This is a genomic window from Crocosphaera sp., from assembly GCF_030064895.1.
Taxonomy (GTDB): Bacteria; Cyanobacteriota; Cyanobacteriia; order Cyanobacteriales; family Microcystaceae; genus Crocosphaera.
In genome coordinates this window covers 1-14,667 of sequence record NZ_JASJEB010000061.1, presented here as the reverse complement: position 1 = coordinate 14,667, position 14,667 = coordinate 1, and the positions used below count along the sequence as shown (strand labels likewise).

Here is a 14,667-nt window from a genome sequence, read left to right as displayed (position 1 = left end):
GAATCTCCTTACTAGAATTAAGGAGAGTGTCAATCTTCAGTGACTGCTTATGCCTACAATTCTAGTAGCCGATGATAGCCCTACTCAACTTCAAATAATTTCTGATTTACTCAAAGCAAATAACTTTTCTGTTACCACCGCCGTAAATGGGGATGAAGCACTAGATAAGGTGAAATCTCTAGCTTTCGATTTGATTATTCTAGATGTGGTAATGCCTAAAAAGAATGGTTATCAGGCTTGTCGTAGTATTAAAAGCGATCCTAAAACGGAAAATATTCCCGTAATTCTTTGTTCCACCAAAGACACACAGGTGGATAGTTATTGGGGTTTAAAACAGGGGGCTGATGCTTATATTATCAAGCCTTTTGATCATGATGAATTCTTAGGAACGGTGAAACAATTACTACGAAACTCTTAGGAGAAGCGATTGAGTACATGATTAATGGGACAATTTGCGGGTAATTATTGCCTCCTTTATTGGATGGATAACAAGAGGACAAATCGTAGTGATATCCGAGAACTTTGCTCTCAATTAGCTAAAAATAAAGAAATACCTTGGATGAAAGGGCTATTGGACTTCATATTGATCACATAAACATTTGATTTTCTCAAGATAACGAAGGCGTACATTTTCAGGTTCAATAATTACACAATCACCATAATAAGAAGCAATTTCACGAAAGAACCAAAAGGTATTGAAAATCTGTCTTGTAACTTTTCTTTTTGGTTGTGTCCCTTCAATATCTTCTATGTTTAAGTCATTTGGCTTACTTCGATAAGCAAATACCAGTCCTTCTCTTAACTCAAAAGACACTTCAATAAGTTCTAAATTATCTAACCAAGGTGTGTTAATAGGCGCAACAGTAGCATCTTCAATTCGATCTAATCGTAATGTCCAATTATGGGATAATTCCGGTATGTCTTGATTGCCTTCCGATTCATCAGTACGACAGACTAAATATTGTCGCTTCTCTATGAATTGAACAACAGCAAAACGGACGGTGAATTGCCAGTTAACTTCCCTTGCATCTTGGTATGTCAAGCAAAACGGTTGTTGACGACGGATAAAATTGTCTATTTTTTGTCGCCAAGATGGTTGAGGCGATTCTAAAAAGTTATAAATTTCCCGTTGAAAGGGAATAGTTAACTCACTACGCTCTTGTAGCATTTTTGCCATTTCAATAGCTTCGTCCATTTTCCCTGCATCAATCAACGCTTTTCTCGCAGTGTCTAATGCTCTAATACGTTCTTGTGTCCAATCATGATTAGGCGCAATGCGTAATTTACCTTGGGCGATCGCTTTCATTAGTCGGGAAATATTGGGTTTATCTCCCCAAGTCATTCCATAAGAGTCTGCTAAAGCTTCTAGTTGCTTTTTATCCTGTTCCCTAATTGATAGGGTGATCGATTCTCCTTTCCTTCCCATAAGTGTACGTATACTTTATTTAAAAAAGTCAGTAAATACTATTTACATTTCTATTTTGCCTGAGCATAATGGATATAGCAAGTAACTCGGTACAGTTTGTAAGGAAAAATCGATGACTCTCTATAGTGTCAATTTGAAACCAGTTTATTCTTGTCCAGCCGAAAATGTTCCTAATTCGCTGAAATTGCCTAAAAAATGGCGATTATCGTGGCATCAGTTGGAAACGTGGAAAGCCTTACAAGATCCTAATATTGATGTCATTGTTAATACAGCGATGACAGGAGATGGTAAAAGTCTGTCTGCTTATTTAGATGCAATGCAGGGAGAACAAGGAAATGGATGTATTCGCTATTCAATGGGACTTTACCCAACTAATGAACTAGCAAGGGATCAGGAAAGCCAAATTAAGAGTTATATAGAGCAATTTCAACCGAATGATCTTACCCGTGTTAATCGTTTGAGTGGTGCGTTATTGGAATTGTACGCAGAAAGGGAAAGTATAAAAAAAGCAGAAGCTATTTTGGACAAAGTTTATAATTCAGATATTCTCTTAACAAATCCCGATATTTTACACTATTTACATAGAAATGCTTATCTCACCCCTAAAGATGCTCCTGATAAGCTTTGGCGTTTTCTAGATGCCACTTTCACCATCTTAATTCATGATGAGTTTCATGTTCTTAGTGCGCCACAAGTAGGTAGTATTATCAATACTATGTTACTAATGCGTGTAACAGATAGAGATCATAAGCATTTATTTCTATCTGCAACGCCAGAAAATGCTTTAATTGAGCGATTAGATAAGGTAGGCTTTAATTATAAGATTATTAATCCCTATGAACAAGGAAAATATCGTTTTCCCGATACAAAAGCCCAAAAACAGCAATTAAAGTCTGAGGGTTGGCGACAGGTTGCAAGGGAGATTGATTTAACTTTTGTTCCCCTTACTTCTGGTTATGGCGCATCCGAGACATGGTTATGGGAAAATCGGGAATTAATACGCAATTATTTTAGTCAATATCCCCAAAGCAAAGGGGCAATCATTCTTAATTCTATTGCCTCGGTTAAGCGGTTGAAACCTAAGTTTGAGGAATTTTTGTATCCTCTGGTGGTTGCAGAGAATACGGGTTTAACGGGACAAAGTAATAAAAATGATTCTCTGAATGCAGATTTAGTCTTAGGAACGAGTACCATTGATGTTGGAGTGGATTTTAAGATAAATTTCTTAATTTTTGAATCAGCAGACTCAGGAAGTTTTATTCAACGCTTAGGACGACTAGGAAGACATGACGGGTATGAAAGGGAAGATAAAACGATTTTATTCCCTAATTTTACTGCTTATGCTTTAACATCTAACTTTTTGGTAGAAAGACTCTTTACCCAAACTGATCACCCTTTGGAATTTGAGGGAAGCTATGATCGTCCTTTCTTTCATAGTCAAATTCAAGATAAATATCGCAAAATTAATGATTTTAGGGGATATTATAGTCGATGGTCGGGAATACAATCTTGTTCGATTTATTCTAGCCTAAATCATAAAACCATTCGAGATCAATTTGCCGAAAGTCGAGAAGTCTTTAAACAACAATCTGAGACGGTATTTAATACCCGTTTTGGCAGAATGTGGGGATGTATCAAGCAATGGCGAGAAGAATGGGAACAATTATCAGGAAGACAAGAAAAAAGTCTAATTGAACTCGAAGCAAGTAGCTTTCGGGGTTCTAGTTCCCTTTTATGCGGTTTGTATGATTTAACAGAAGAATATGACTTAGATAAGTTTAAAACTTATGATTTACCAGGAATTTTAAGCAATTTAGACGTTGAACCCATCACCAAAGTAGAATTTATGCAACAGTTGGAAGCAACAGCAAAACGCATGAATCAACCCATTCCTAAAGGACGGTTTAACTATTGTTTGCGGTTTATGAAGTTACATCGTTATCGAGAAGAACGGATGAAATGGCGTTTTAGTTATGGGGGAGATTTACAAGAAGTTGCACAGAGTTGGAAAGTTTTGATGTTGAAAGGTATTCACGTTTATCAACCGAGTTACCGATGGGTAAATCACATCAATAAAAAATTGAAAAAACGGGGATTAGTTTGTTATATCGTTCCTTATAACGTGGAAACGGTCAAAAAAAGCCTACAATTACCGATTCATTTCCAAATTTACCCCATAGACGAGACGGGAAGGGATCAATTCACTGCACCCTATGCGATCGCTTTTGGACAGTCTGCATTGTTATTAGATACCTTATCTTACCGTCTTAAGTCAAAAGGGAGTGAATCATGGATTTGTTAGTGGTTTTTCAATCCCTCATAGGGATTAACTTGAGTTTAATCAACGTGAAGCTTCCACACATAAGTTCAGACTTATTTGTTTCAATCCCTCATAGGGACTTAAGTAAGTTTGCTTCACTAGACACAGGATACCACAGTTTATGTCTTGACTTATTTAACGGTTAAATAGTCTGAACTTATAAAAATTTTAAGCGATCCCTTGTTCTAATTAATTGACCTATGTTATTTTGAGATTGCTCATTTAAAAATTAATAAGGAGGACATATGAGCAAGAAAGAAAAAATACGTCAACTTTTATCTGACGGAAAACCTCATACTAAAGAGGAGTTAATTCCTATCACTCATCGATTCAGTTCAGCTATTGATTCTCTAAGAGATGATGATGGATGTCCCATTGAAACGATTAAAGTTTCTCATAATGTTTATGTCTATCAAATGAAAACAGCATAAACACCTTAATTGATTAGAAAAGTTGATTTTCATCGACCTTTCTCTATTCTATAAAAACCAGAGGGAAGCTAACAGGTAGCTTGCGGAGTTAAGGACAGACTTAGGTAGTCTTTACCCCCAATAATGGTTGGTCAAGTCCACTAATCTTAATTAACTTATATTCTAAATTTTATAGAATATCTACAGTATAAAAGCTTCCCTTTTCTTCCTCAAATGAACTTTAAGGAAATAAGACAATGATTAATTTATCAGTTGATAGGTTACACTCTCTATCTTCTCAACTTCCAGAAAAGATACCTTATCTTAAAATGTTAGTCTTATTTGGTTCACAAGCAACAGGTAAAACTCATACTAAGAGTGACTGGGATTTTGCAGTTTTGTATGATGAAACCTTAAAAGAAGACTATCTAAAAGGCGATGCTTGGAAAGAATTAGAGATACCTTTGATATTAGGAGATATTTTTAAGATTAATAGTGATAGGATTGATGTGGTCAATCTCAATCATTGTTCTCCTTTAGTTGGCTATCAAGTAGCTAAAAATGGTCAACTTATTTATGAATCTAGTTTAGGTCAATTTATTAAATTTAGGATTCAAGCATGGAAAAAATACGCTGATACTGCTCAATTTCGTCAAGCAGAAAAGCAAAGCATTTACTTATGGTTACAGCAAAGAGGATTATAAAAAATGGAAAGAGAAATTATTACAACTAGATTAACATTGATGATAAAGTATATAGATCGTTTTCAAAAGTTTGAATCAATCACTTTACCAGACTATCTTGATAACTTCGATTATCAGTTAATTGCTGAAAGACTAATTCAATTATTAGTAGAAGCTGCTTCAGATATTAATAGTTATCTGCTATTACAGTTACATAATATTACACCATCGACTTATTATGATTCTTTCATTGAAGCAGGAAAACAAGGAATAATTAGTTTAGAACTATCTCGAAAATTGGCACAATCAGCAGGAATGCGTAATCGTTTAGTTCATCAATATGAAGAAATTGATAATATAATTGTTTATCAATCTTTTCCTAAAGCTTTAACTCAATATACTCTTTATATCAAAGAAATTACCACTTACTTAGATTCTTTGGAATAACTATTATGGCTAAAAAATCTCACAACAAAAACCAAAACATTCAACAGTTAAGTTTATTTGATGAAGAAACAATGATGAATAGTCAACCATTTGACGATAATTATGACGATGAAGATTACAACGACGATTATGATGAGCTTCCTGATCCTACTCCAGATATAGACGATGATAGTTCTCAAAAAGAATGGATTCCTTTTAAGCTATTTAAAGACTCTATTATTAAAGAAAACAAAAATGATCCAGTAATGAGAGATTTTGCTGAATATGTGTTACCTCCCTTCTTAAAAGCAACCATTGGAGTAACAGCAAAAGGAGGTAAATTCATTGAAAAACAATTAGCTGAAGGAAAGAATGTAAACGCATTGGAAGATCAATCACTTAATACCCATATTCTTAATGGTTTATTTGCCGCTAATTTCATTGAACAAGAATTAGAAAAACTTAATACAACTATTAAACGTTGTATTAAAGAATTAGAAAGACGAATTGGTATAGCTGGATTTATTTTACATGATTTCGAGAAATTTAATTATGATCGCTTTCCTGAAATGCCAGAAAAGTATAAAAATATTGAATACATTCGTAAATCATCTAATCAAGAAGATGAAGAAAATTTAATACAAAAACATAAAGAAATTCTTGATATAATTATTCGTCAACTTCGCTTAGATTATTTTATTAATCCCAGTGATCCAGAAGCTTATAAAGAATATATAGATGATTTTTTAACTATAGCTTATAACACTCAAACCCGTTGGGATACTAACTGGAACTTTTCAGAATATAATGGGTTGTCTCCTAAATTACTTGAACACCGAAAAAAATTAGTATCATTAACAAGTTTAGCTTGTTTAGCAGATCGCTTATCTTCTATTATTAAACATCCTCAAGATGCGTTAAGTACAAGTTTAGATAATATTTTAGGACGATTAAGCGATCGCCAATTAAAATTAACCTATCATAATATTGCTGAAAATAGAGGGGTTTTAACCAACATCCTTAATAATGCACTGATTGATGAATATATAGGAATGAATTTAGATGATTGTCAATATTATAAACCGATTTTATATTTGCCTACAGGAGTTATATATTTAACCTATAAAAATGCGCCACCTATTTCTTTAGATAACATTCCTAATAAAGTAATTCAGAAAATGAAATCCCTTTGCGCAGAAAAATTACGGATTAGATATACTGGTTTTAACCGTGATGGAAAAGGAATAAAATATGCAGACTACTATAACCTTTTCTTTAATACTTCTGAACTTATGGAAGTAGGATTAAATGCAACTTTCAATATTCTAAACGATAATAAAAAGCCTGTTTCTAAAGCTAGAAGTGAAACTTTACAGAAATTTCAACAACAAAAAATTTTATCTAAAAACTATAATTTTGAATTCGGGGATAATCCTAATATTGATAGAATAGCAGAATTTTGTGATTTAATTAGTCGTAAAATTTGGGTAGTTAAGTTAAATGAAATTGAGAAGAATTGTAAACAAAATAAAGACTTACCTAAACCTCCCAAACTAAATTTAATCGATGAAGTTATTCAGTTTTGGGACTTATCTGACTATTTACCTGCTATTCGAGAAATTGAACGGATTAATGAAACTCTTAAAGAACATAAAATTAAAGGAAATACAGGAGGTTTACCCCTTGAATGGTATTATTTAGCTGCTAAATATTTAGAACATAATCAAGGAATTGAAGATGTGAAACCTCTCTGTAAAAAATTATTAATTCATCTGATTCAAAAGATTAATCCTATCTTAGAAAATTATGATCTTCCTGATGGTTGGGACGATTTACGGGAATGGGTAAAACGAGTTATTATGTTACCCAACCAAGAGACAAACAATATCTCACCTGATAAGTTTTTAGAAGAACTAAAACGTTATCAACTGGCTAAAAAATCAGGAAGAGGAAAACAACTAATCTGCTCAATTTCTCATTCTGCTTATACAGTAACTGAACAAATGGAATCTTCTGTTTTATTCACGCCTCAAGTTTATACCAATAAACAAATGTTGGGAGGATCAAATGCTAAAAGAAATATTGATAGTATTGCTGGAATTGAAATGATGTTACGACAAATTTTAATGAGTCAAACTGCATCAAGTGGGAAAAATTTTGAAGAAACTAAATATCGTTATCTCTACTTATATCCCACTTATTATTGTACCCCAGAAACGAATACTTTTTTGCATCAAGCTTATGAAACAATAAGACAATCTCGTTTTGATACAGGGATTCGGAATCATTTTGTTGACAAAGAACAAACCGCTAACTTGACTCTTGAAAATTATCAAAATTTAGATATTTTTCATCTGGAGGATACAACCAGAAAAAATAAAATATTTAAACTTTCTTATCCCGAAGATCAACCTCTCACCTTTTATTTTATGGCATTACCGCCAGAAATAAAGGGAAAAGATAATAAAACTACTGACACAGAATCATGGATTATGCCGGCATGGTTAGGGTTAGCATTTCCCATGATTTTAGATATCAAAGTGGTTGTATCTGAATCTCCTATTCCTCCTTTTAAAGAAGGTTCAGACTTTCCTGAAACAGTCTTTTTAGATAGCGCACCTCAAGCATTTAAGGCACTCTTAAAACAGGATAAATTTCGATTAGATTATATCTTAGAAAATTATCAAAACCCAGAAAATAAGCAAAATAATTCTGCACCTTTAAATGCTTTAACTGCTGCTTATACCATTCACCTTGATGTTAATTCTAAACAAGGAAAAGGAGGATATGATCCCAATTGGGGAAAATTAGCTGAACTCGCTAAAGACTTGGAAACCAGTCCTTTATATGTCTTTTCTTACCTGAAAAAAATAGCAAGAGGAAAAAATATAGAGTCACCAAGTATCAGAAAAATTAAGCTTTATGCTTATGACTTTTACCCCTGCTTTGATCCTTATATTCAATTTAATCCTAATAAGGAGAAATTTATCATGTTAAATGAAAACAATTTACCTTTAACTGATTCTAAAGAGTCCAAGTCACCTCTCAATCATCCTCTTAATTTAACCTTATTATACCGTGAATTTTATCGTGCTAAATCAGGTTATCCCATGAAAGCAAATGCCATTCTTAAACCCATTGATGAAGCTGCAAGTATTATTTTAAATGCAGATAATTCCATTTGTTCAGGAGAGGCTTTAATACATTTAGTTGCAGCAAGAATCTCTAAATTAATGGATCGAGTTCATTCTAGTACAGCAGAAGGACGCTGGATATTTTCAGGGAAAGAACGAGACAAAGAACGACAAAAAATCATGGAATTTTCTACCTACTTTGTAAGAGATGTTTTTCAAAATGCTTTTGGGGGCGATCGCGCACGTTTAGCTGGTCGTCAACTTAATATTATTCGTGATACCTGTGAGTTTCTTTATCGTTTAGAAGATGATAAAAACTATCAAAAACGTAAAGCTAATGGAGAGACAAAGACTTCTAAAAGTTCTAATAATTCAGAGTCAGAGGAGGAATAATCATGAAAATTATTCCTTAAGTTTTTAACTCTATTAAGCTTTCCCTAACCTAAATACTTTTGTGTCAATTCTATTCATTTTACGGAGACAACATCATGTGCTTACTCAAAACAATTGATCCTAAATTTTTTCATAGTGAGATACCTTATAAACCTATGGGAAAATATGTTCACTTTCTCACAATTCGCGTCACCGAATCTTATCCTTTATTCCAAACAGATGAAGAGTTAAATAAAGCAAAAGTTCGTGCTGGAATTGAGAAGAAAACTCCTATCAGTCGTCTGTCAATGTTCAAACGCAAACAATCAACCCCAGAACGTTTGGTTGGTCGAGAATTATTACGAAATTATGGCTTTATGACAGCAGAAGAATGTGAATATAACGTTCGTTTTGCAATGAATAATCCTGATTGTATTATTTACGGTTTTGCTATTGGTGATTCTGGTTCAGAAAAATCAAAAGTTGTAGTAGATACCGCTTATTCTATTACATCATTTGATAATTCTCATGAAACCTTTACTCTAAATGCACCCTATGAAAATGGGACAATGAGTGCAAAAGGAGAAAAGAAAGAACTGGCAAAAGGCAAGACTAAAGGAAAGTTAGATGGAGAAATTGGAACTACAACTTCTCGAATTAATCAACAAGATCATATTCGTCCTCAAGTGTTTTTTCCTAGTATTATTACTTTAACAGATCCGACAGAAGCTGGATTTTTATATGTATTTAATAATATTCTACGAACTCGTCATTATGGCGCACAAACAACCCGTACAGGACGAGTGAGAAATGAATTATTAGGTATTATTTGTGCCGATGGAGAAATTGTCAGTAATTTGCGTTGGACTCAAGGTATTTATGATCTAATTCCTGAAGATATTGTACAGTCAATTGATCCCTTAGAGGAAGATTTAGTTATAAATAAAGCAACTCAAGCAATTCAAGAATTAATGTCAGATGAATTTATCGTTCATACTGATTTTATTGGAGAGGATTTTCAACCTTTACTAAATGAAGTTAAAGCTTTAACTAGGACAGAAGAAGGTATTAAATCTATTCTTAATAAAGCCAATGAAGAAGCTAAATCATATTTTAAGAAACACATTGAGAAGAAAAAAGCCAAAAGTAACATTTAATTGATTAAGGTTTAGGTGGGCATTGCCCACCCTACTATCAACTATTAACTATTAACCATGAATGTTTATCGCTGCCAAATTGAACTCCATGATAGTCTTTATTTTGCCACTCGTGAAATAGGAAGACTTTATGAAACTGAACCTATTTTACATAATTATGCTTTGTGTTATGCCTTGGGATTAGTAGATAATGAAACCTATGGAACAACTGTCTCAGAAGAAGACTCTTATCGTTATTTTTGTTCTACTCAAATCCCTAAATATGAAGCACATTTAACTAAACTGAATGAAAAGGGAATTTATGTAACTCCTGGACGTTCAATTTCTCATAGTACAGTTCTGAATACCTGGAAATATGCTAATAATAATTATCATGTTAAAATGGAGAAAACGCAGAAAAATATACCTAGTTTTGGAAGAACTAAAGAAATTGCACCGGAAAGCAAATTTGAATGTTTTATATTATCAAAAGAAACTCTAAAAAAAGATAATAATAACAATAATTGGTCCTGGAAAATACCTAAATTTATTCGTCTTGGTAAATGGATGAGTAAAGCAGAAATTAGTTTAGAAAAATTAGAGGGTCTTCAAGAAACCCAGGGTCAATTTACTTTTCCTTATATGCTTAATCCTCTAGATATTATGTTTACAAATAAAGTTATTAGTTACGATGTGATTAATATGCCTCCTGTTAGTCTAATTCATAATGTAACTATGAATGGTAAATATTATAAAAAACTTAATCTTCCTGTCGATATGGAATATCGATTTTCTTGATGTAAATCAATATGAATAATAGCTTAATCAAGACATAAGAAATTAATATTCTCAATTATTAACTATTAACTATAGCGTTTCTCGGACTCATGAGGTACACCTAACTCTTGCCCCCTGCCTCCTGCCTCAAAGCGATAACCTCTGTACCTCACAAGCATGAGAAGTGCTATATTAACCATCAACTATCAACTAAAATGCCTCATAGTCTAATCATTAACTTCACTCCTTTATCTCCTATTTCACCTATTTACCTCAAGGGGAGACATATACACGCACTTTTTCTCACTTTAGTTAGTCATGTTGATCAACAATTAGGAAACAGCTTACACCATTCACAATCGGATAAAGCATTTAGTCTTTCTCCTTTACAAATAACAAGAAAAAATGGTAATCATAACAATCTAAAATGGACTCACGATAAATCAATTTCTCCTGGTGCTTCTTGTTGGTTTCGAGTCTCTTTATTAGATGACACATTATTTGGTCAATTAACTCAATTATGGCTAAATCTTAATCCTTATCAACCTTGGCATTTAGGGTCAGCAGATTTACAAATTACTAGCATTTTAGGCACTCCTCAATCAACTCAACCTTGGGCAAATGCTTGTCCTTATCAACAATTATATGAACAAGGTTCAGAAACAGAACGAACTTTTAAATTCATTTTTGCTACCCCTACTGCTTTTCGTCAAGGAAAATATGATACTCCTTTTCCTACTCCTGAATCAGTATTTAAAAGTCTCTTAAACAGATGGAATAAGTATAGTAGTACTAAAATAACTGACCTAAAAATAGATAGTTTATTTCCTAGTTATTTTGACATTAAAACTGAAATTTTTACCGATTATCGTAGTAAGTTTATTGGTTGTATTGGCAATGTTCAATATCGACTATTAGGAGAGGTTGCCTGTTTACAAATAAAACACTTTAATGTGTTAGCTGATTATGCACTTTATTGTGGCGTTGGACGGAAAACAACTATGGGAATGGGAATGACAAGAAGACTTATTAATTAAACTTTCTGTTGAGTATAAAACTTCTATAATTATCTTTTTATTAATTAACAATTAACTATCATGACAGACTATATTCCCATTGCTTCTCTTAACCATTACGCTTATTGTCATCATCGTTGTTGGCTGATGTTTTGTGCTTCGGAATTCATTGATAATCAATATACCATTGAAGGAACGACTTTGCATGAACGAGTTCATACAAATAGTGAAGAAAATCGAGGTGAAACTTATCAAATTAGGGCAATTTGGTTGAAGTCTGAACGTTATCGACTTATCGGTAAATCAGACTTAATTGAAAAAATTGATGGTCAACTTTATCCCATTGAATATAAAAGAGGGAAAAAAGGTCAATGGGATAATGATGAATTACAAGTTTGCGCTCAAGCTTTTTGTTTAGAAGAAATGACAGGACAATCTATTAATACAGGATATATTTATTATGCTCATTCTCATCAACGTCAAGAAGTCCCTATTTCTGAATCTTTACGACAACAAACTATCATGACTATTAATGCTATTCAAACCATGATGACAACTGGCAAAATGCCTCAAGCTAATTATACAAAACGATGTAAAGGCTGTAGTCTTTATACTTATTGTTTACCTCAAGCTGTCAAAAAAGTCAAAACTTATCGAGAAGAAAGTTAAACCGATAAATTATCAATTATTCACTATTCACTATTAACTAAAATGGGTACTGCTTACATTACACAAGAAGATGCTTTCATCGGCAAAACTGATGAACGTTTGGTTATCAAAGCTGATAAGAAAAAGCTGTTAGATATTCCTTTATTAAAGGTCGATGGTGTTGTTATTTTAGGACGTGCAACGGTATCACCAGCTGTTGTTAGAGAAATGTTAGAAAGACATATTCCTCTGAGTTTTCTAACGGCAACAGGAAAGTATTTAGGAAGACTTGAACCTGAAGTTACTAAGAACATTTTTGTTAGAAAAGCTCAATGGCAAGCTGCTGGTGAATCGGAGCAAGCGATTCATTTAGTTCAAGGTTTTGTTAGGGGTAAACTCAAAAACTATCGTAATAGTTTGATGCGTCGTCAACGTAATCATGAACATCTTGATCTCAGTAAAAGTATTACTACAATTGAACAAGCGATCGCTCCTATTAACGAAACGACTTCTATTAATTCCTTAAGAGGTTTAGAAGGGGCCGGTAGTGCTGCTTATTTTGGTAGTTTTGATCAGTTAATTACTAACAGAAATTTTCAATTTACTCATAGAAATCGTCGCCCACCTACTGACCCGATTAATGCTTTACTTAGTTTAGGATATTCTTTACTGCGTCATGATATTCAAAGTGCTATTAATATTGTTGGATTTGATCCTTATTTGGGTTATTTGCACGTTGAACGTTATGGTCGTCCTTCTTTAGCTTTAGATTTGATGGAGGAATTTCGTCCTTTGATTGTTGATGCGGTTGTTCTGAATATCATTAATCATGAACTTCTTAAACCTGAAGATTTTGAACAAGAATCTGTCAGTAAAGCTGTTTTCCTAAACAAAGAAAGTTTAAAAAAATTTTTAAGACTTTATGAACAAAAGAAACAAGCAAAATTCAAACATCCCGTTTTTAAAAGACAATGTACTTATCAAGAATCTTTTGAATGGCAAGCTCGCCTAATGGCTAAATATCTTATGGGAGAAACGGATAAATATCCTCCATTAATTCTTAAATAATATTTCTCCTAACTATTCACCATCAACTATTCACTATAAACTATTATGTTTGTTCTAGTTAGTTACGATATCACTGAAAATAAACGCCGAACTAAAATTCATAGCATCCTGAAATCTTATGGCCAATGGGTACAATATAGTATTTTTGAATGTGATTTAACTGAAACTCAATATGCTAAGCTCAGACAACGTTTAAGTAAATTAATTGAAGCTGATACTGATAGTATTCGTTTTTACTTTCTTTGTAAGTGTTGTCAAGGTAAAATTGAACGTATTGGTGGAGAAATGCCAAGGGATAATACTATTTTTGTCGTTTGAGCATTTTTGCGCTTTAGGGTAGGTGTAGAATTTGATTCACCCATCAAAACACCGTCAAACCCTGATTAGGCAAAGCTAAGAATACTGTTTTCCTATATCAACCTCAAGCGCACCAGTCACAATCAGGGTTTCAGCGATTTTATGTTATGATTGATATGCGTCAAGTCCAGTTTTTTGAGTCAGAAGCGCAAACGTACCTTGAAAACCGCATAATATATGGCTTTCAGTGTACCGCAGTTTCAACTATTATTAATCCTTATGAGGGATTGAAACTTAAGAATTAAAATAATATATTTTGTAGTAATGTTTCAACTATTATTAATCCTTATGAGGGATTGAAACATGAGAAATTATTAGATAATCATGAAAAACTATCTGGTTTCAACTATTATTAATCCTTATGAGGGATTGAAACCTGCTATCGTTGCTTCCTTCTTTATTTGGGCAATTGTTTCAACTATTATTAATCCTTATGAGGGATTGAAACGTTGCTCAGGATAATCCACCGCCTCCTTCTTCTCCTCCTGAGTTTCAACTATTATTAATCCTTATGAGGGATTGAAACTTATCCCTTTCTGGGAAGGAATTGGGCCACTCATGTTTCAACTATTATTAATCCTTATGAGGGATTGAAACTTCGTGCCGTCTGTTCCGAAAGGAACGGTGTAACTTTGCTCGTTTCAACTATTATTAATCCTTATGAGGGATTGAAACCGATCCCGAACTAAAGCTTTCATGGTGAAATTTTGGTTTCAACTATTATTAATCCTTATGAGGGATTGAAACTGACAAAATAACCGATGAAGAATTACAAGATATCTTGTTTCAACTATTATTAATCCTTATGAGGGATTGAAACATTACTTTTTCTTATGAAGATTAGCGACACTAAGTTTCAACTATTATTAATCCTTATGAGGGATTGAAACAGCA

The 14,667-nt window shown here is 33.2% G+C and carries 13 protein-coding genes and 1 CRISPR repeat array; of the genes, 12 read left to right on the top strand and 1 reads right to left on the bottom strand.

Going from position 1 to position 14,667, the window contains the following annotated elements; genetic code table 11:
- Nucleotides 1–49: 49 nt before the first annotated feature.
- Nucleotides 50–418, top strand: coding sequence for a response regulator (locus QNJ66_RS14310; protein ID WP_300508046.1), 369 nt, complete (start codon nucleotides 50–52; stop codon nucleotides 416–418).
- A gap of 150 nt (nucleotides 419–568) precedes the next feature.
- On the opposite strand, the gene QNJ66_RS14305 is transcribed toward QNJ66_RS14310, so the two are convergent.
- Complete coding sequence (locus tag QNJ66_RS14305; RefSeq protein ID WP_300508045.1) at nucleotides 569–1,426, bottom strand: WYL domain-containing protein; 858 nt, start codon at nucleotides 1,424–1,426, stop codon at nucleotides 569–571.
- Between the two features lie 112 nt (nucleotides 1,427–1,538).
- Here QNJ66_RS14305 and cas3 point away from each other — a divergent pair, with 112 nt between their 5' ends.
- From cas3 to cas2, 11 genes are all read left to right on the top strand, one after another.
- Entirely contained in the window at nucleotides 1,539–3,728 is a 2,190-nt protein-coding gene (gene cas3 / locus QNJ66_RS14300) for a type I-D CRISPR-associated helicase Cas3' (protein WP_300508044.1), read from the top strand.
- A gap of 263 nt (nucleotides 3,729–3,991) precedes the next feature.
- Nucleotides 3,992–4,177, top strand: coding sequence for a hypothetical protein (locus QNJ66_RS14295; protein ID WP_300508043.1), 186 nt, complete (start codon nucleotides 3,992–3,994; stop codon nucleotides 4,175–4,177).
- A gap of 236 nt (nucleotides 4,178–4,413) precedes the next feature.
- The gene (locus QNJ66_RS14290) at nucleotides 4,414–4,860 is read left to right on the top strand and encodes a nucleotidyltransferase domain-containing protein (protein WP_300508042.1); all 447 of its coding nucleotides are present in this window, start codon (nucleotides 4,414–4,416) and stop codon (nucleotides 4,858–4,860) included.
- 3 nt (nucleotides 4,861–4,863) lie between these two features.
- On the top strand, nucleotides 4,864–5,286 hold the full coding sequence (locus tag QNJ66_RS14285; protein WP_300508041.1) for a DUF86 domain-containing protein: 423 nt from the start codon (nucleotides 4,864–4,866) through the stop codon (nucleotides 5,284–5,286).
- A 5-nt stretch (nucleotides 5,287–5,291) separates the two neighbouring features.
- Entirely contained in the window at nucleotides 5,292–8,792 is a 3,501-nt protein-coding gene (gene cas10d, locus QNJ66_RS14280; RefSeq protein ID WP_300508040.1) for a type I-D CRISPR-associated protein Cas10d/Csc3, read from the top strand.
- A 95-nt stretch (nucleotides 8,793–8,887) separates the two neighbouring features.
- A complete protein-coding gene (gene cas7d, locus QNJ66_RS14275; RefSeq protein ID WP_300508039.1) occupies nucleotides 8,888–9,928 on the top strand; it encodes a type I-D CRISPR-associated protein Cas7/Csc2 in 1,041 nt (346 codons plus the stop codon).
- A gap of 57 nt (nucleotides 9,929–9,985) precedes the next feature.
- Nucleotides 9,986–10,705, top strand: a complete 720-nt coding sequence (gene cas5d / locus QNJ66_RS14270; protein ID WP_300508037.1) for a type I-D CRISPR-associated protein Cas5/Csc1 — start codon at nucleotides 9,986–9,988, stop codon at nucleotides 10,703–10,705.
- A gap of 194 nt (nucleotides 10,706–10,899) precedes the next feature.
- Nucleotides 10,900–11,721 (top strand): CRISPR-associated endoribonuclease Cas6, encoded by an 822-nt coding sequence (gene cas6 / locus QNJ66_RS14265; protein ID WP_300508035.1) that lies wholly within the window; start codon nucleotides 10,900–10,902, stop codon nucleotides 11,719–11,721.
- A gap of 60 nt (nucleotides 11,722–11,781) precedes the next feature.
- Complete coding sequence (cas4, locus tag QNJ66_RS14260) at nucleotides 11,782–12,369, top strand: CRISPR-associated protein Cas4 (RefSeq protein WP_300508033.1); 588 nt, start codon at nucleotides 11,782–11,784, stop codon at nucleotides 12,367–12,369.
- Nucleotides 12,370–12,411: 42 nt separating this feature from the next.
- Nucleotides 12,412–13,416: a type I-D CRISPR-associated endonuclease Cas1d gene (gene cas1d, locus QNJ66_RS14255; protein WP_300508031.1), complete on the top strand. Its 1,005-nt coding sequence runs from the start codon at nucleotides 12,412–12,414 to the stop codon at nucleotides 13,414–13,416.
- Nucleotides 13,417–13,461: 45 nt separating this feature from the next.
- Complete coding sequence (cas2, locus tag QNJ66_RS14250; RefSeq protein ID WP_300508029.1) at nucleotides 13,462–13,734, top strand: CRISPR-associated endonuclease Cas2; 273 nt, start codon at nucleotides 13,462–13,464, stop codon at nucleotides 13,732–13,734.
- A gap of 236 nt (nucleotides 13,735–13,970) precedes the next feature.
- Nucleotides 13,971–14,663: a CRISPR direct-repeat array (repeat unit 37 nt; unit sequence GTTTCAACTATTATTAATCCTTATGAGGGATTGAAAC).
- Nucleotides 14,664–14,667: the final 4 nt, after the last annotated feature.

Bases quoted from the DNA above. Each gene is read 5' to 3' on its own strand.
- QNJ66_RS14295 (WP_300508043.1), top strand. From the start codon at position 3,992: ATGAGCAAGAAAGAAAAAATACGTCAACTTTTATCTGACGGAAAACCT.
- QNJ66_RS14310 (WP_300508046.1), top strand. From the start codon at position 50: ATGCCTACAATTCTAGTAGCCGATGATAGCCCTACTCAACTTCAAATA.
- cas7d (WP_300508039.1), top strand. From the start codon at position 8,888: ATGTGCTTACTCAAAACAATTGATCCTAAATTTTTTCATAGTGAGATA.
- cas5d (WP_300508037.1), top strand. From the start codon at position 9,986: ATGAATGTTTATCGCTGCCAAATTGAACTCCATGATAGTCTTTATTTT.
- cas2 (WP_300508029.1), top strand. From the start codon at position 13,462: ATGTTTGTTCTAGTTAGTTACGATATCACTGAAAATAAACGCCGAACT.
- cas10d (WP_300508040.1), top strand. From the start codon at position 5,292: ATGGCTAAAAAATCTCACAACAAAAACCAAAACATTCAACAGTTAAGT.
- QNJ66_RS14285 (WP_300508041.1), top strand. From the start codon at position 4,864: ATGGAAAGAGAAATTATTACAACTAGATTAACATTGATGATAAAGTAT.
- cas1d (WP_300508031.1), top strand. From the start codon at position 12,412: ATGGGTACTGCTTACATTACACAAGAAGATGCTTTCATCGGCAAAACT.
- QNJ66_RS14290 (WP_300508042.1), top strand. From the start codon at position 4,414: ATGATTAATTTATCAGTTGATAGGTTACACTCTCTATCTTCTCAACTT.
- cas4 (WP_300508033.1), top strand. From the start codon at position 11,782: ATGACAGACTATATTCCCATTGCTTCTCTTAACCATTACGCTTATTGT.
- cas6 (WP_300508035.1), top strand. From the start codon at position 10,900: ATGCCTCATAGTCTAATCATTAACTTCACTCCTTTATCTCCTATTTCA.
- QNJ66_RS14305 (WP_300508045.1), bottom strand. From the start codon at position 1,426: ATGGGAAGGAAAGGAGAATCGATCACCCTATCAATTAGGGAACAGGAT.
- cas3 (WP_300508044.1), top strand. From the start codon at position 1,539: ATGACTCTCTATAGTGTCAATTTGAAACCAGTTTATTCTTGTCCAGCC.